General features: G+C 62.4%; 14 protein-coding genes. 11 read left to right on the forward strand and 3 right to left on the reverse strand.

The genetic code is table 11. From position 1 onward, the window contains the following. Positions 1 to 167 precede the first annotated feature (167 nt). Positions 168 to 1082, reverse strand: coding sequence for a LysR substrate-binding domain-containing protein (locus P3T42_RS06180; RefSeq protein ID WP_429305457.1), 915 nt, complete (start codon positions 1080 to 1082; stop codon positions 168 to 170). Positions 1083 to 1338: 256 nt separating this feature from the next. Between P3T42_RS06180 and P3T42_RS06185 the strand changes: the two genes are divergently transcribed. Both P3T42_RS06185 and P3T42_RS06190 read left to right on the forward strand, forming a co-directional pair. Further along, positions 1339 to 2484 carry a serine hydrolase domain-containing protein gene (locus P3T42_RS06185; protein ID WP_429305622.1) on the forward strand — a complete coding sequence of 382 codons (1146 nt, stop codon included), beginning with the start codon at positions 1339 to 1341 and terminating at the stop codon, positions 2482 to 2484. Continuing rightward, positions 2484 to 3503 carry a zinc-dependent alcohol dehydrogenase family protein gene (locus tag P3T42_RS06190; protein ID WP_429305458.1) on the forward strand — a complete coding sequence of 340 codons (1020 nt, stop codon included), beginning with the start codon at positions 2484 to 2486 and terminating at the stop codon, positions 3501 to 3503. Before P3T42_RS06185 ends, P3T42_RS06190 begins: the two co-directional genes overlap by 1 nt. A 42-nt stretch (positions 3504 to 3545) precedes the next feature. Here P3T42_RS06190 and P3T42_RS06195 read toward each other — a convergent pair whose 3' ends face one another. Continuing rightward, the gene (locus tag P3T42_RS06195; protein WP_074300015.1) at positions 3546 to 4532 is read right to left on the reverse strand and encodes a sugar-binding transcriptional regulator; all 987 of its coding nucleotides are present in this window, start codon (positions 4530 to 4532) and stop codon (positions 3546 to 3548) included. An 87-nt stretch (positions 4533 to 4619) separates the two neighbouring features. Further along, positions 4620 to 5090, reverse strand: a complete 471-nt coding sequence (rpiB, locus tag P3T42_RS06200) for a ribose 5-phosphate isomerase B (protein ID WP_429305623.1) — start codon at positions 5088 to 5090, stop codon at positions 4620 to 4622. A 253-nt stretch (positions 5091 to 5343) separates the two neighbouring features. Between rpiB and P3T42_RS06205 the strand changes: the two genes are divergently transcribed. The 9 genes from P3T42_RS06205 to P3T42_RS06245 all read left to right on the forward strand — a co-directional run bounded on the left by P3T42_RS06205 (position 5344) and on the right by P3T42_RS06245 (position 15725). Then, positions 5344 to 6855 (forward strand): sugar ABC transporter ATP-binding protein, encoded by a 1512-nt coding sequence (locus tag P3T42_RS06205; RefSeq protein ID WP_429305459.1) that lies wholly within the window; start codon positions 5344 to 5346, stop codon positions 6853 to 6855. Then, positions 6852 to 7838, forward strand: coding sequence for an ABC transporter permease (locus tag P3T42_RS06210; protein WP_074300013.1), 987 nt, complete (start codon positions 6852 to 6854; stop codon positions 7836 to 7838). Before P3T42_RS06205 ends, P3T42_RS06210 begins: the two co-directional genes overlap by 4 nt. Positions 7839 to 7882: 44 nt before the next feature. Continuing rightward, positions 7883 to 8884 carry a substrate-binding domain-containing protein gene (locus P3T42_RS06215; RefSeq protein WP_074300012.1) on the forward strand — a complete coding sequence of 334 codons (1002 nt, stop codon included), beginning with the start codon at positions 7883 to 7885 and terminating at the stop codon, positions 8882 to 8884. 15 nt (positions 8885 to 8899) lie between these two features. After that, positions 8900 to 9670 (forward strand): GolD/DthD family dehydrogenase, encoded by a 771-nt coding sequence (locus P3T42_RS06220; RefSeq protein WP_429305460.1) that lies wholly within the window; start codon positions 8900 to 8902, stop codon positions 9668 to 9670. A gap of 26 nt (positions 9671 to 9696) precedes the next feature. Then, the gene (locus P3T42_RS06225; RefSeq protein ID WP_429305461.1) at positions 9697 to 10704 is read left to right on the forward strand and encodes a dihydroxyacetone kinase subunit DhaK; all 1008 of its coding nucleotides are present in this window, start codon (positions 9697 to 9699) and stop codon (positions 10702 to 10704) included. Next, positions 10701 to 11372: a dihydroxyacetone kinase subunit DhaL gene (gene dhaL, locus P3T42_RS06230; protein WP_074300009.1), complete on the forward strand. Its 672-nt coding sequence runs from the start codon at positions 10701 to 10703 to the stop codon at positions 11370 to 11372. The genes P3T42_RS06225 and dhaL overlap by 4 nt, the downstream gene beginning before the upstream one ends. Before the next feature lie 98 nt (positions 11373 to 11470). Further along, complete coding sequence (tkt, locus tag P3T42_RS06235) at positions 11471 to 13504, forward strand: transketolase (protein ID WP_429305462.1); 2034 nt, start codon at positions 11471 to 11473, stop codon at positions 13502 to 13504. Further along, the gene (gene fba, locus P3T42_RS06240; RefSeq protein WP_074300007.1) at positions 13495 to 14547 is read left to right on the forward strand and encodes a class II fructose-bisphosphate aldolase; all 1053 of its coding nucleotides are present in this window, start codon (positions 13495 to 13497) and stop codon (positions 14545 to 14547) included. The genes tkt and fba overlap by 10 nt, the downstream gene beginning before the upstream one ends. 143 nt (positions 14548 to 14690) lie before the next feature. Further along, positions 14691 to 15725 (forward strand): class 1 fructose-bisphosphatase, encoded by a 1035-nt coding sequence (locus P3T42_RS06245; RefSeq protein WP_429305463.1) that lies wholly within the window; start codon positions 14691 to 14693, stop codon positions 15723 to 15725. Positions 15726 to 15728: the final 3 nt, after the last annotated feature.

Genomic DNA, 15728 nt, shown 5'->3' on the forward strand with positions numbered 1-15728 from the left:
GAGGCAGACACAGTCCGCTGCGCGGACTGGATGCTGGCCGACGGAGTTCAATGGTAGAGGTTCTGCGGACGGGAACAATCTGACTGGCCGGAGATTGTGTTTTTTCTTGCAGTGAGAAGTCGGACCGTTTGCCCTCGGGGCGATCGAGGCGTGCGGTCGCCGATGCCTTAACGAATGACCCACGGCGGATGTGGGTTGAATGCCGCGAGAAGGAAATCGGTCATGACCCGCACCTTTGCCGGGGGCGCCCGATCCGGCGCGCGAACCAGGTGTATGCCGCCGAGCTCTGCCGTGCGTATATCGAGCGCAATCTGCTCCAGTGCGCCTTGCCGGATGGCATCGGCAACGATGAACTCGGGCTCGTAAAGAACGCCGAGACCGGCAACGGCCGCAGCGACGAGTGCGTCGCCGTTGTTGGTTCGCAGCGTTCCCTTGACGGCCACGCGCTTGTCCCCGTCCTTGCCGAAGCGCCATTCGTCGGGCCGCGAGATGTTGGAAAAAGAGACGCTCAGGCAATTGTGACCGCCGAGTTCGGACCAGAGCGTGGGGCGTCCGTGCCGTTCCCAGTAGCCCGGCGCCGCGCAGACAATCATCGCGCTTTCTGCGAGCCTGCGGGACACCAGACGGTTGTCCTTCAGACGCCCAACCCGGATCGTCAGATCCCAACCCTCTTCCATCAGGTCGACGACGCGATCGTTCAATCCGAGATCGATCGTGACTCCGGGATGCTTGCTATTGAAGGCAGGAATCAGCGGTGCGATGTATCGGACGCCAAACGAAAGCGGCGAATTCAGCCGCAGCAGTCCGCTCGCCTCGACACGCTGCGACGCGATCATCGCTTCGGCCTCCTCCAGATCGGGAAGGACCCGGACGCAGGTCTCCAGATATTGCTGGCCTGCTTCGGTGAGGGTGAGCTTGCGCGTGCTGCGGTGAAACAGGCGCACACCCAGCCGTTGCTCCACGGCATCCAGGTGCTTGGTCGCCATCGCGGGCGACAGGCCGAGCTGCCGGGCGGCCGCGGAGAGGCTTCCAGCCGTTGCTGCACGCGAGAAGACCTGCATTCCCGTGATGCGATCAAGCATTATGATTTCTCACTCTGGTTAAAAACTGAATCGACGGCTGCATATATTATCGCCTCACAGGTGAAACTGTACATTGCTGTGTATCGTGATAGAAGCCGCGCAAGCGGCAAGAACAGCAATGAAAGCATCCACTTCCCGTCGGGCCGCTGCGGTTCGAACGGTGTCCCGTCGTGACTTCTGCGTCACCGCCACGATCGGCGGGCTGGCCGCGGCGCTGACGCGTCCGGCTTCCGCTGCGACGCCGTCCGCGCCGGCTATGGAGCCCCGCTGGAATCGGGCGAAGGCGCTGGACGCCGTCATGCTCGACGCGGTGAACAGCGGATACATCGTCGGCGCGACCGTGATTGCCGCAAAAGACGGCGAGATCGTCTACCGGCGCGCGGCCGGCTTTGCCGACCGTGAGACTCGCCGGCCTATGACGGAAAACGAAGTCTGCCGTCTGGCGTCGATGACCAAACCGATCGTCTGCGTGACGGCGCTGGCGCTCATCGACGATGGCCGGCTTGGTCTCGAGGACCCCGTTACGCGGTGGCTTCCCGAGTTCCGGCCGAAGCTGCCCGATGGCCGCGAGCCCGTCATCACCGTGCGCCATCTGCTGACGCACACGGCGGGCCTGACTTATGGATTTCTGGAGGCCGAGGACGGTCCCTATCACCGGCTGGGTGTGTCTGACGGACTCGATCATTCCGGCCTGTCGCTTGACGAGAACCTGCGGCGAATCGCTTCGGCACCGCTGCTTTTCGAGCCGGGCACCGGTTGGCACTATTCCGTCGCCATCGATGTGCTTGGGGCCGTGATCGAACGCGTGAGCGGCATGACCTTGCCCGATGCGGTCCAGCGAATCGTGACGGGCCCGTTGGGCATGTCCAGCGTTCGCTTCGTTGCGACAGCCGACACCGTGCTGGCGACGCCGTATGGCGATGCGTCGCCTCAGCCAACCCGGATGACCGATCCCTTTTCGCTTCGATTCGGGCAAAGCGCCATTGTGTATTCGCCCGCCCGCGCATTCGATGCGACGGCCTTTCCATCGGGCGGAGTCGGCATGGTCGGCACGGCGGAAGACTACCTCCGCTTCGCTGAAGCGATCCGCACCGGCGGTGCGGGCATCATCCGCCCGCAAACCGTCGTGGCGATGACGTCCAATGCGATCGGCGACCTGCCGGTCGGCGCCGCCGGCCCGGGTTTCGGCTGGGGACTCGGCGTGGCCGTACTCAGGGATCCGGCGGCGGCGAAGTCGCCGGTGAACGCCGGCGCCTGGAACTGGTCCGGCGTGTACGGCACGAACTTCTGGGTGGACCCTGCTGCCGGCATTTCCGTCGTTGCGTTGACGAACACAGCCGTAGCAGGGATGACCGGCAATTTTCCAATCGCACTGCGCCGAGCAGTCTATCAGGATAGCTAATGAACGCTTATCAGATCCAGTCCGGTGCCGGCGTTGCCGGACTCGAACGTGTCGAACGCCCGAGCCGGGATCCCGCGGCTCACGAAATCGCAGTGCGCGTGGACGCTGCCGCGCTCAATCATCGTGACCTCAGTTTCGCGAAGGGCGCGTTTTATAACCCGCCGAGTCATCCGATCGTTCCGCTCGTCGATGGATGCGGGGAGGTCATCGCCGTCGGGGAGGCGGTCACCCGTTTCAAGGTGGGCGATCGCGTAATCACAAGTTATTACCCGCGATGGATTGACGGCGCACTGTCGCCCAGCAAGACGGCCGTGTCCTTCGGCGCGCAGTTCGACGGCACGCTCGCCGAAGAACTGGTGGCAAGCGAGGACGCCTTCGTGCTGGCACCGCGCAGTCTCGATGCCATTGCCGCTGCAACGTTGCCTTGCGCTGGTGTGACGGCATGGAATGCGTTGTTCGTCGCAGGCGCGGTCAAACCCGGCGGCAGCGTGCTGCTGCTGGGAACCGGCGGTGTCTCGCTGTGGGGGTTGCAGCTTGCGAGAGCGGCGGGTGTCTTCACGATCGTGACATCGTCGCAGGACGAAAAGCTTGAACGTGCCTGCGCGCTGGGTGCGAATGCGACCATCAACTACCGGACCAGCCCGGAGTGGCAGGACGAGGTCTTGCGGCTCACGGAGGGCGCCGGGGTCGATGTCGTGGTCGAGGTTGGCGGCGAGGGCACGTTGGCGCGCTCACTGAAGGCCGCGGGACCCGGCGGGGCGATTGTCGTGATCGGCCGGGTCAGCGGCGGCGGAGGGGTCTCGATCGAGCCCGGCGCGCTCATCGGCGGAGCCAAACGCCTCACCGGCATTACGGCTGGTAGCCGTGCGATGCTCGAACAGCTTGTGCGTTTCGTCGACGTCAACACAATCGCGCCTGCTGTCGACAAGGTCTTCCCGTTCGATGAGGCGCCGGCCGCCTACGAGTATCTCGCCGGAGGGCGGCATTTCGGCAAAGTCGTGGTGGACCTGCGCGCCTAGCGCGGTGCGGCGGGCGCTGCGATCGACGCAGACGGTTGCCTTTTACCGGGTCAGCACTTCCGGCTGCTGCGGAGAATGCGGATTGCGGGTGGCGTCTTCCAGGCTGACGATCGACTGAGCGATGGCTTCCGTCGTTGCGAGCGTGGTGATGACGCCCGCGCGCAACGCGCCCAGGACAGCGGTTGTCTTGGTGTTTTCGCTGGCGACCGCGATCACGTTCGGAATGCGTTTCAGGTCGTCCATGCCAAGGCCGATGACCCGGTCGCGAACCGGAGTGACAACGGGACGGCCGGCAATATCGATGAAGTGGTAGCCCATCAGGTCTCCGACGGCGCCGCACTTGCGCAGCTCGGCGATTTCGTCCGGCGAAAACCAGCCGTTGCGGACCATGATGCTGTCTTCATTGATGTCGCCGACGCCAACCAGCGCGATGTGTGCTCTGCGCGCCTTGTCGAGCGTGGGTTTGACCGCGTCGTTGTGAAGCAGCGCCTCGCGCACGTCGGGGTCGCCCACGAGGGCCGGCGCATAAAGCGTTTCGCTGCCGCCGCCAAAGCGGGCAGCCAGCCGGCGGCTGATGTGGTCGGCATTCATCACCTCGCCGCCGCGGTAGAAGCCGCCGATGGCGCAGACGAAGGTCGGGGAGCGTTGCGTCGACGAGATCGCATGCTCCGAGATGGCGTTGATATTGCGGCCGATCCCCACGGCAACAATCATGTCATTCGTGAGAATGCGATCCAGATGGCTGGCGACCAATCCGGCAAGTAGCTCGCGCTGCTTGTCCTGGTCTTTGTGATTGACGGACACGATCGCTTTTTCGATGCCGAACCGGTCGATCAGCTCACGTTCGAGGTCGCGCGTATCGCGTGGATGGTGCCTGACGCGAATTTCAACGATGCCTTCTTCCTGCGCACGCTTCAGAAGACGGCCTATTTTGGCTCGAGAAAGCGAGAACTGCTTCGACAGATCTTCCTGTGTCAGTCCGTCGACGTAGTAGAGCGTCGCCAGACGAGTCAGTTCATCGGTGGTCATATGATTTGTCTCATTCCCATTCGGCTGGATATTACCTGGCTTACCGCAGAGCCGGTGGGCTATCGACTGATGACCTGGCCAGCCAGTTCACACAGTCTTGTTGTTGTGGGGTAGCTGGTGATCATCCTCGTATTCCTTGATGCGGTTCACCTTCGGCACGGAGCGTCCGCCATCGAAGCTCGCACCGAGCCATGTATCGACGATTGCTTTCGCGAGTTCGGGTCCGACCACGCGCGCGCCAATTGTAATGATTTGCGCGTCGTTGCTCTTGCTCGCCCGTTCCGCCGAATACGTGTCGTGACATTGCGCCGCGCGAATGCCGCGTACCTTGTTGGCGGCGATCGCCATACCGATGCCTGTTCCGCACATCAGGACAGCACGATCAAATTCGCCTTGCGCAACCTTCTCCGCCACGGCGAACGCGATGTTCGGATAGTGGACCGGTTCCGCCTCGAAGGTTCCGAAATCGGTGACGTCCAGCCCCTTGTCGGCCAAATGTTGCTTGATCAGTTCCTTCAGGTCAAATGCGGCTTCATCGCACCCGATTGCCAGCTTCATATTTAACTCCTGTTGTCCGGGATTGCCCAATGTATAGATGAACAAATGTCCACCTATGATCAAATTCTCAATCGTGCGCAGATGAATGTCAAGGCCGTAGCTGAGTGTTTTATGTTAGGGGCTCAGGTCGCCGTTGGCTGTATTCATTGCGATGCAGCAGATCCAAGGGCAAGGCGACATTAGGGGTAAACCACGTGGTTCGAATAATTGACAGGTGATTGGAGCGAACCTACGATGTCACTCAACTGCTCAAATGTTCAACGACGAGCAAATGTTAGGAGACAAAGTGGACGACCTTCTTGTGGATGCCAGCGGTGTGCAGAAGGCATTCAATGGTGTCAGGGCGCTGGAGGACGGCCGGTTGAAGCTGCGGCGCGGGAGTGTCCATGCGCTATGCGGCGGGAACGGAGCTGGGAAGTCGACCTTCCTTGGCATCGTCATGGGTATCACCCAGCGCGATGCCGGAGAGATCCTGCTCAAGGGACAAAGCGTCAATTTTCAGACGCCGTCCGAAGCGCTCGAGCATCGCATCGCGATCATTACCCAGGAGCTTTCGCCGATTCCCGGCATGAGCGTCGCCGAAAACCTGTATCTCGGCCGCGAACCTCGCCGCGCCGGTGTGCTGGTCAAGTTTGGGGCGCTCGCGAGGCAGGCCCAGGAACTCCTGGACCGGCTCGCCTTCCCGGTCGACGCCCGCGCCCGGATGTCGTCGCTGAGCCTCGCGCAGATCCAGTTGGTCGAGATCGCCAAGGCCTTCAGCCGCGACTGCGACGTGATGATCATGGACGAGCCGACTTCCGCGATCGGCGAACGCGAAACCGAGGTGCTGTTCAACGCGATCCGCAACCTGACCGCGCAGGGCACCGGCATCATCTACGTCAGCCACCGGCTCTCGGAAATATTCCAGATCGCGGACGACTACACGGTCTTTCGCGACGGACGGTATGTCGACAGCGGCCGTATCGCCGACATCGACCGCTCCTATCTGGTGAGCACGATCGTCGGCCGCACGCTGCATTCCGCCGAGAAGATTCGCCGGCCGGTGGGCGAGCCGGTGCTGGAGTCGACGGGTCTTTCCCGTGAGGCGGAATTCAACGACATCTCGCTCACGGTTCACCAGGGAGAAATCCTCGGCATCTACGGGCTGATGGGCGCGGGCCGCAGCGAATACCTCAATTGCATGTATGGGCTGACCCGTCCCGATCGCGGTCAGGTCAGGCTCAAGGGCCGCGCCTTGCCGGTTGGCCGCCCGCGCAAGGCCATCGAAGCAGGGCTGTCGCTCGTGACCGAGGACCGCAAGGAGACCGGGCTTGTGCTGTCGGCGTCCGTGCGTGACAACATTTCGTTCTCTGCCTACAACCGGCTGTCGCGCCTGTCGCTGATCAACCATCGCAAGGTGAAGAACCTCGTCGACAGGATGGTCGAGCGCATGCGGATCAAAACGAGTTCCGTCTCGTTGCCGGTTTCCTCGATGAGCGGGGGAAACCAGCAGAAGGTCGTGCTCGCACGCTGCCTTTCGACCGAACCCACCTGCCTCTTGTGCGACGAACCGACCCGGGGCATCGACGAGGGCGCCAAGCGCGAGGTCTACAAGCTGCTCGACGACTTCGTATCGAAAGGCGGCGCCGCCATGGTGGTGTCATCCGAGGCACAGGAAATTCTGGATGTCAGCGACCGCATCGCCATTTTCAAGTCTGGACAGTTGGTCACCGTGATCGACGGCCATACCACCACTCAGGAAGATCTCCTGCACCTCGCATCATGAATACTCATACCCCCTCCCTGAAAGTCCCGGCGAGTCAAAGCCGTTCCGCCCACATGCGCGATATCTACCGCCGCTACGGCATCGTCGCAGTACTAATTGTTCTGTGCATCGTGCTGTCCTTTGCAAACCAGTATTTCCTGACGCTGGGCAATATCGCGGACATCCTGAGGCAGACCTCGATCAACGGCATCCTCGCGATCGGCATGACCTACGTGGTACTCACGGCCGGCATCGACCTGTCGGTGGGTTCGACGCTTGCGCTTGCCGGCATCGTCAGCGCGAGCCTCGTGACCGGTGCGCATCCGCTGAACCCGGCGCTGGGCCTGTTTGCGGGGCTGCTCGTGGGCGCTGCGGCAGGCGCGATCAACGGCCTGCTCGTGGCAAGGCTGTCGATTCCGCCGTTCGTCGCGACGCTCGGCATGTTGAGCGCGGCGCGCGGGCTCACCTATATCTACAACGACGGCATGCCCGTCACCGATCTGCCCGATGGATATCTGAACATCGGAACCGGGGCGATGGCGGGGGTGCCCGTGCCGATTATCGTGTTCGCCGCGGTCGCTTTGCTGTTCTGGTTCGTGCTGCGCTATACGACCTATGGCCGCTATGTCTATGCGGTCGGCGGCAACGCAAAAAGCGCCAAGACCAGCGGGATTTCCACCAGCAAGATCATCTTCTCCGTGTACGTCATCGGCGGGCTGCTGGCGGGCCTTGCCGGCATCATCCTGGCCGCCCGTACAACCTCGGCTTTGCCGCAGGCCGGCGTGTCCTACGAGCTCGATGCGATCGCGGCGGTGGTGATCGGCGGCACGAGCCTGTCGGGCGGCACCGGCTCGCTCGGCGGCACGGTGGTCGGCGCGCTGCTCATCGGCGTCATCAATAACGGACTGAATCTGCTGGGCGTGTCCTCTTATTACCAGCAAGTTGTAAAGGGCGTCATTATCGTCGGTGCCGTCCTCCTCGATGCTTCGCGCAAGAAGCAATAACGTCAACCCAAAAGCAACACACTGAAAAAATTCAGGAGACTTCAATGAATTCGTGGAAGAAGGCGGCTCTGGCCTGCGCGGTGATGGGCCTGTTCTGTAGCGCGGCGCAGGCTAAACCCATTCGTATCGGCGCGGCGGTGTACGGTCTCAAGGGTGAGTTCATGCAGATGTGGACCAATGCGCTGAAGGCGGATCCCTCTGTCAAGGACGGTACGGTGGAGATCACGGTATTCGACGGCAATTACGACGCGCTGACCCAGAGCAACCAGTTCGACACGATGATCACGCAGAAATACGACGCGATCATTTTCGTGCCGATCGACAAGGCGGCCGGTGCGGCTGCCGTTGCGAAGGCCGCTGCCGCTCACATTCCGGTCATTGGATCGAATACCCAGGTGTCCGGCGACAAGCTGACGTCGTATGTTGGCAGCAACGACGTGGTGGCGGGACAGATGGAAGCGGATGCGATCGTCAAGGAGATTGGCGGCAAGGGTAATGTGGTGATCATCGAGGGGCCGATCGGCCAGTCCGCCCAGATCGACCGTTCGAAGGGCATTCAGGACGTGCTGGCAAAAAATCCGGATGTGAAGGTGCTTGAGCACAAGACGGCGAACTGGTCGCGTGCCGAGTCGCTGGCGCTGGTCGAGAACTGGCTGACCGCGCACCCCGGGCAGATTGCCGGCATCATTGCGGAGAACGACGACATGGCGCTCGGCGCCATCCAGGCCCTGAAATCGAAAGGCCTCGATCCGAAGAAGGTGCCGGTCGCCGGCATCGACGGAATTGTCGATGGAATTGCCGCCGTCAAGCGCGGCGAAATGACGACCTTCTTCCAGGACTCGCAGGCCCAGGCGCAAGGCGCGCTGGATGTTGCGTTGCGCACGGTGATGGGCCCGTCTTACAAGCCACGCTCGGATATCTGGGCCGGGTACGGCGCGAAGATGCCGTGGGACGACGGGACCGCGAAGTCCTACGCGGTGCCTTGGACGCAGGTCACGCCGGCCAACGCCCAGGAGATTCTCAACAAGATTCCCAAGAGCAATTAATCAAGGAGTGGAGCGATGTCGGTCAATTCAACGAGCCCTTTTCAGATCACGGACCGCGTTGCGGTCGTGACCGGTGCGGCTAGCGGTATCGGCTTTGCTGTTGCCGAATGCCTCGCTGCCGCGGGTGCGCGTGTCGCACTGCTCGATATCAACCCGGCCGTCGAGGCGGTGGCCGCGACGCTTCCGGGTGGCCCCGGGCGGCATGTGGGTATCGCAGCGGACATTACCGTCACAGCGATCTCGGATGCTCTGGTGCGGCGCGTGACAGAAGCACTGGGCCCTGTCGACATCCTGGTCAACAATGCCGGCGTCGCTCTGCTGGAGAACGCGGAAGCCTTGTCCGAGGACGCCTGGGACCGGACGATGACGATCAACCTCAAGGCTCCGTTTCTGCTTGCGCAGGCCGTCGGCAAGCAGATGCTGAGCCGCGGCACGGGCGGCAGGATCGTGAATCTGGCTTCGCAGGCGAGCGTCGTGGCGCTGGAGCGCCACGTGGCGTATTGCGCGAGCAAGGCGGCAATCGTTGGCATGACGAAGGTACTCGCGCTCGAATGGGCAAAGCACGGCATTACGGTCAACGCGGTTTCGCCCACGGTGGTGGACACCGAGCTCGGCAGGAAGGCCTGGGCCGGTGCGGTGGGCGAGGCGATGAAGGCCAGAATTCCTGCAGGGCGATTCGCTCGCCCCGACGAAATCGCGGCGTTGATCCTGTATCTGGTCAGCGACGCGGCCGCCATGGTCAACGGCGAGAATATCGTGATTGATGGCGGCTACACCGCCCAGTAACAATACTCAAGATGTAAAGGAACGGTATGAATCGCGTCATTAACAATCCTGATCTTGTTGTCGAGGACATGCTGCGCGGCATCCTCGCGGCGCACCCGGAGTTGCGCGCCGCGCCGGAAAATCCTCGCGTGGTAGCGCACGCGCATGCCCGCCAGAAGGACCGTGTGGGTATTGTGACCGGCGGGGGATCAGGGCACGAACCGGCGTTCATCGGCTATGTCGGGCGTAACCTGGTGGATGCCGTGGCGATCGGAGAAATCTTCTCGTCGCCCACTGCCAAATCGTTCTTCGAAGCGTTCAAGGCGGCCGATAGCGGCGCCGGCGTCGCGTGCCTCTACGGCAATTACGCCGGCGACAACATGAATGTGAAGATGGCAATCAAGCTGGCCGAGCGCGAAGGCATTCGTGTGCGCACGGTCGTCGCCAACGACGATGCCGCGTCGGCGCCGCAAGACGAAATCGAAAAGCGCCGCGGCGTGGCCGGCGAAATCGTGATGTGGAAGGTTGGCGGCGCCCGGGCCGCCCAGGGCGCCACGCTCGATGAAGTGATCGCCACCGCGCGCAAGGCGGTGGATTCGACCCGCTCGATCGGTGTCGGCCTGTCCGCCTGTACGATCCCGGCGGTCGGCAAGGCCAACTTCGTCATCAAGGACGGCGAAATGGAAGTCGGCATCGGCCATCATGGCGAACCCGGTATCCTGGTCCAGCCCACCGTTCCCGCGCGGGACATGGCGCGGCTGATGTTCGACAAGCTGTTGCCGGATCTACCTTTTTCCAGAGGCGACAAGGTGTCGGTGCTGCTGTCCGGTCTCGGCGCGACGCCGCTGATGGAGCAATACATCCTGTATGGCGAGGTTGCCGATTATCTGCGCGAAGCGGGAATCGAGATCCAGTTCTCGTTTGTCGGCAATCTTTTTACGTCGCTGGAAATGATGGGGGTCACGCTGACGTTGACGAAACTCGACGACGAACTGAGCGCCTGCCTCGCCCATCCATGTCAAAGCATCGGACTCAATGTGGGAGACGCACGATGACTGAAATCGTTAAATTGGCCGACGCCGGCGGGGTGGTCGTCGATCTGGTTCGTACCATCAACGCGAATCGCCAGTATCTGAGCGAAGTCGACGGCGCGATCGGCGACGGCGATCACGGCATCAACATGAGCAAGGGCTTCACCCAGTGTGGAGAACACCTCGCGTCGCGCGCAACGCTACCGTCGCTCGCGGTGGCCCTGGGCGATCTGTCTTCGGCGCTCATGGACGGCATCGGCGGTTCGATGGGGCCGCTCTACGGCACCTTCTTCCTCAGCATGAGCGACACGTTCGCGGACCACGCCGAACTCGACAAATCGCTGTTCTACGAGGCGCTCGTTGCCGGCATTGTTTCTGTCCAGGAGATCGGCGATGCGAAGGTCGGCGACAAGACGCTGATCGACACGCTGGCTCCTGCGCGTGCGGCGTATGGGGTGGCGCTGGAAGAGGGCAAGAGCTTCCGGGAGTGCATCGATGCGATGGTGGCGGCAGCGGAAGCCGGCATGAATTCGACCCGCGAGTTGCGCGCCCGGATCGGACGGGCCGCGCGGCTCGGCGACCGTTCGATCGGCGTGCTGGACGCCGGTGCGTGTTCCTGCTTCCTGATCCTGCGCAGCATGGGCGAATCGATCACGCATCTGCTGGACCGAACGGCGGTTTCGGCAGCCTGAAACCGTAACCGTACCTGAAGACCGGATGCCGGCGCCTCGTCGTGAAAACGCGCGGGGCTTCCCTATATTAATTTAGTTATACGAAATAGTGGTGACTCATGGATCATGCTAATCCGAGCCGGACAGAACTTGCCAATGCGGTGCGGTTTCTGGCGATTGACGCCGTCCAGGCTGCGAACTCCGGACATCCCGGCATGCCGATGGGCATGGCGGATATCGCCGAAGTACTGTGGCGCAAGTACCTGAAGCATGATCCTGCGGTTCCGGACTGGGTTAACCGGGATCGCTTTGTGCTGTCGAACGGTCACGGTTCGATGCTGCTTTATGCCGTGCTGCATCTGAGCGGCTACGGCCTGTCGATCGACGATCTGAAGGCCTTCCGGAAATGGCAGTCGGTCACACCCGGGCACCCGGAACGCGGTCTGACGCCTGGCGTCGAAACGACCACCGGCCCGTTAGGGCAGGGTCTTGCCAACGCAGTAGGCATGGCGCTGGCTGAACGATTGCTGGCTGCCGAATTCAACGAGCCGGGCTTCGACATCGTCGATCACCATACCTATGTGTTTCTCGGCGACGGTTGCCTCATGGAAGGGGTGTCCCATGAAGCCTGCTCGCTCGCCGGCACATGGCGTCTCGGCAAGCTGATCGCGTTTTACGACGACAACGGCATTTCGATCGACGGCCACGTCGAGGGCTGGTTCACCGACGATACTCCGATGCGTTTCCGTGCCTATGGCTGGCATGTCGTCGAAGGGGTGGACGGACATGATCCGCTCTCGATCGAGCAGGCGATCGAGGCCGCACGCGCGGAACGCGACCGGCCGACCTTGATCTGCTGCAAGACGGTGATCGGCAACGGCTCGCCCAATCGCGCGGGCACGCACGACGTGCACGGCGCGCCGCTTGGCGACGCCGAAATCGCGGCTACTCGCGAGCATCTGGGCTGGCCTTACGCGCCGTTCGAGATTCCCAAACCGATTCGCGCCGCATGGGATGCGCGAGCAGAGGGCCGTGAACGCAACATCGCATGGCGCACGCTGTTCGAAGCCTATCGTACCCATTTCCCGGACAAGGCCGGCTACTTCGAATCGCGCATGCACGGCAGTCGCCTCGAGCGCTCCGCCGACGTGATCAAACGCCTGCTGGAGGGCGGCGACTGGTTCGAGCAAAAGATGGCGACCCGCAAGGCGTCGCAGAAATGCCTGGAGCTGCTCGTGGGTCGACTCCCTGAACTGCTGGGCGGCTCGGCAGACCTGGCGCCGTCGAATCTCACCATGGTGCCGGCTTCCCGTGCAGTCATACGCGATCGCACGAACGCAACAGGAAACTATATCCACTACGGCGTTCGCGAATTCGGCATGACCGCGATCATGAACGGCGTTGCGCTCCACGGCGGATTTCTGCCGTATGGCGGGACTTTCCTGGTGTTTTCCGACTACGCGAAGAACGCGCTGCGCATGGCGGCGCTGATGCACCTGCAATGTGTCTACGTCTTCACCCACGATTCGATTGGTCTCGGCGAGGACGGGCCTACCCATCAGCCGGTCGAGCACGCGGCCATGCTGCGCCAGATTCCGGGAATGAGCGTATGGCGGCCGGCGGATGCGGTCGAAACAGCGTTTGCATGGGCGTCGGCACTGGAGACCATTGACGCGCCGACCGCACTGCTGCTTTCGCGCCAGAATCTGCCGCCGCTTTCCCGCAGCGCGCAGACGAAGGCGCACATCCGGCAAGGCGGTTATGTGTTGTCGGAGGCGGCTGGCGGAAAGCCGGACATCGTTCTGATCGCGACGGGTTCGGAAGTGGAACTCGCCCTGAAGGCGCAATCGGTGCTCGCCGGGCAGGACATTGCCGCGCGGGTCGTATCGATGCCGTCGACCACGACCTTCGACAGACAGTCGCTCGAGTACCAGCATGCGGTTCTGCCGCCCAAGCTCCGGCGCGTGGCGATTGAAGCGGCCGCCGGCGATTTCTGGCGCAAGTACGTCGGCTTGAGCGGCGCCGTGATCGGCTTGTCGCACTTTGGCGAGTCGGCTCCGGCCGAGACGTTGTACGAAGAGTTCGGCATTACGGTGGACGCGATCGTGGACGCGGTCAGCCGCACACTAGAGATGGAAACGACATGGCACTGATTTCATTGCGGCAGTTGCTGGACCATGCGGCGGAGCACGCGTATGGCGTGCCGGCCTTCAACGTCAATAACCTCGAGCAGATTCAGGCGATCATGCAGGCGGCCGCCGACTGCGATAGTCCGGTCATCATGCAGGCCTCCGCCGGTGCGCGGAAATACGCGGGCGAAGCGTTTCTGCGGCATCTGGTCGTTGCGGCGATCGAGACTTATCCCGACATCCCGGTCGTGATGCATCAGGACCATGGGGCGTCGCCGGCAGTGTGCCAGGCAGCGATCCGCAGCGGATTCAGCAGCGTGATGATGGACGGCTCGCTCATGCCGGATATGAAAACCGTAGCGTCCTACGACTACAACGTTGAAGTGACGCGGACGGTGGTGGAGATGGCGCATGCCGTTGGCGTGTCGGTCGAGGGCGAGCTCGGATGTCTCGGTTCGCTCGAATCGGGCATGGCGGGGGAGGAGGACGGTTCCGGCGCCGAAGGTGTGCTGACCCATGACATGCTGCTGACCGACCCCGAGCAGGCCGCCGATTTTGTGCAGCGTACGGGAGTCGACGCGTTGGCCATTGCGATTGGCACGTCGCACGGCGCCTATAAATTCTCCCGCAAGCCGTCGGGCGATATTCTTGCGATCGACCGGATCCGGGAAATTCATCGCCGCCTGCCCAATACCCACCTGGTCATGCACGGATCGAGTTCGGTACCTCAGGAGTGGCTGGAGATCATCCGCGAGTTCGGCGGTGAAATCCGCGAAACGTATGGCGTCCCCGTGGAAGAGATCTGCGAGGGCATTCGCCATGGTGTACGCAAGATCAACATCGATACGGATATCCGCCTCGCGATGACGGGTGCAATACGGCGTTCAATCGCACAGCGTCCTTCCGAGTTCGACGTTCGACGCTTCTTCGCGGACGCACTCGGCGCGGCGCGGGATCTGTGCCGTTCCCGCTTCGAGGCGTTCGGCAGCGCCGGACAGGCGCACAAGATCAAGCCGATCGCGCTGCCGGCGATGGCAGGGCGCTATGACCTCGCGTATGCCGTGTAATGAGATTGCACCGGCACGCACGCGCGATGCGTCTAACTGCGTCCAACGGCCTCAGGAATCGTGCTGGATGCAGATCGACGAAGGCTCCCCGAGCGCGCCGATCTCAACCGATCGCCCTACAGTTTTTTCCAGGCACACCGAACATGACCCACATCGCTACCACTGAGCACATCACGCTGTCCTCGTTTCTCGCGGACGCAGCACGCGAGGAGCGAGTCCCGGCGGGACTGATCGCGCTCATCGACGCCGTTGCCGACGCTTGCTCGTCCATTGCAACGGCGGTCGAACGAGGTGCCTTCGACGGTGCATCCGGTAACGCCCATTCCGAGAACGTGCACGGCGAGGCGCAAAAGAAGCTCGACGTCGTCTCGAACGACATCATGATCGGCGCGGTCGGGTCGGTTAGGTGTTTGCGCGGACTGGCGTCGGAAGAACTCGATTCGGTTCAGGTGACCGGGCATGAGCATTCCGTGGGTGCCGTCGAATATCTGCTGCTTTTCGATCCGCTCGACGGGTCTTCCAATCTTGAGATCAATGGCGTGGTCGGAAGTATCTTTTCCGTGCTGGCCACTCCGGCGTCCGGCGCCGTCGTCGACGAGCGCCATTTTCTGCAGCCGGGCGTGAAGCAGGTCTGCGCCGGGTATGCGATCTACGGTGCGACGACGATGTTCGTCCTGACCACGGGGCACGGCGTCGATGGGTTTACGTTCGACGGCGAATCGGCATCGTTCGTGCTGACCCATCCGCAGCTCCAGATTCCCGAAGATACCCGCGAATTCGCGATCAACATGTCCAACGAGCGCTACTGGGAAGAACCGGTGCGCCGCTATGTCCGTGAATGTGTCGCGGGCGAGTCGGGGCCACGGCAGACCAATTTCAACATGCGATGGATCGCCTCCATGGTCGCGGAGGTGCATCGCATCCTGATGCGCGGGGGCGTTTTCCTCTATCCGCGGGACAACAAGCATCCCCAGCTTGCCGGGCGGTTGCGGTTGACCTATGAGGCCAATCCAATGTCGTTCATCGTCGAACAGGCTGGCGGGATGAGCACGACAGGCCAGATCCCGATCATGGAAGTCCAGCCGGAGCATGTGCATCAGCGCGTGCCCGTTATCCTCGGGTCGAAGCTGGAAGTGGAGCGGCTGCTTCGATACCACGACGAGGCCGCGGCTGCTTGAGTT

Source organism: Paraburkholderia sp. GAS38, assembly GCF_050434965.1.
Classification (GTDB): Bacteria; Pseudomonadota; Gammaproteobacteria; order Burkholderiales; family Burkholderiaceae; genus Paraburkholderia; species Paraburkholderia phenazinium_A.

Coding starts and splice junctions, on each gene's coding strand:
- P3T42_RS06180 (WP_429305457.1), bottom strand. CDS start 1,082: ATGCTTGATCGCATCACGGGAATGCAGGTCTTCTCGCGTGCAGCAACG.
- P3T42_RS06185 (WP_429305622.1), top strand. CDS start 1,339: ATGGAGCCCCGCTGGAATCGGGCGAAGGCGCTGGACGCCGTCATGCTC.
- P3T42_RS06190 (WP_429305458.1), top strand. CDS start 2,484: ATGAACGCTTATCAGATCCAGTCCGGTGCCGGCGTTGCCGGACTCGAA.
- P3T42_RS06195 (WP_074300015.1), bottom strand. CDS start 4,532: ATGACCACCGATGAACTGACTCGTCTGGCGACGCTCTACTACGTCGAC.
- rpiB (WP_429305623.1), bottom strand. CDS start 5,090: ATGAAGCTGGCAATCGGGTGCGATGAAGCCGCATTTGACCTGAAGGAA.
- P3T42_RS06205 (WP_429305459.1), top strand. CDS start 5,344: ATGTTCAACGACGAGCAAATGTTAGGAGACAAAGTGGACGACCTTCTT.
- P3T42_RS06210 (WP_074300013.1), top strand. CDS start 6,852: ATGAATACTCATACCCCCTCCCTGAAAGTCCCGGCGAGTCAAAGCCGT.
- P3T42_RS06215 (WP_074300012.1), top strand. CDS start 7,883: ATGAATTCGTGGAAGAAGGCGGCTCTGGCCTGCGCGGTGATGGGCCTG.
- P3T42_RS06220 (WP_429305460.1), top strand. CDS start 8,900: ATGTCGGTCAATTCAACGAGCCCTTTTCAGATCACGGACCGCGTTGCG.
- P3T42_RS06225 (WP_429305461.1), top strand. CDS start 9,697: ATGAATCGCGTCATTAACAATCCTGATCTTGTTGTCGAGGACATGCTG.
- dhaL (WP_074300009.1), top strand. CDS start 10,701: ATGACTGAAATCGTTAAATTGGCCGACGCCGGCGGGGTGGTCGTCGAT.
- tkt (WP_429305462.1), top strand. CDS start 11,471: ATGGATCATGCTAATCCGAGCCGGACAGAACTTGCCAATGCGGTGCGG.
- fba (WP_074300007.1), top strand. CDS start 13,495: ATGGCACTGATTTCATTGCGGCAGTTGCTGGACCATGCGGCGGAGCAC.
- P3T42_RS06245 (WP_429305463.1), top strand. CDS start 14,691: ATGACCCACATCGCTACCACTGAGCACATCACGCTGTCCTCGTTTCTC.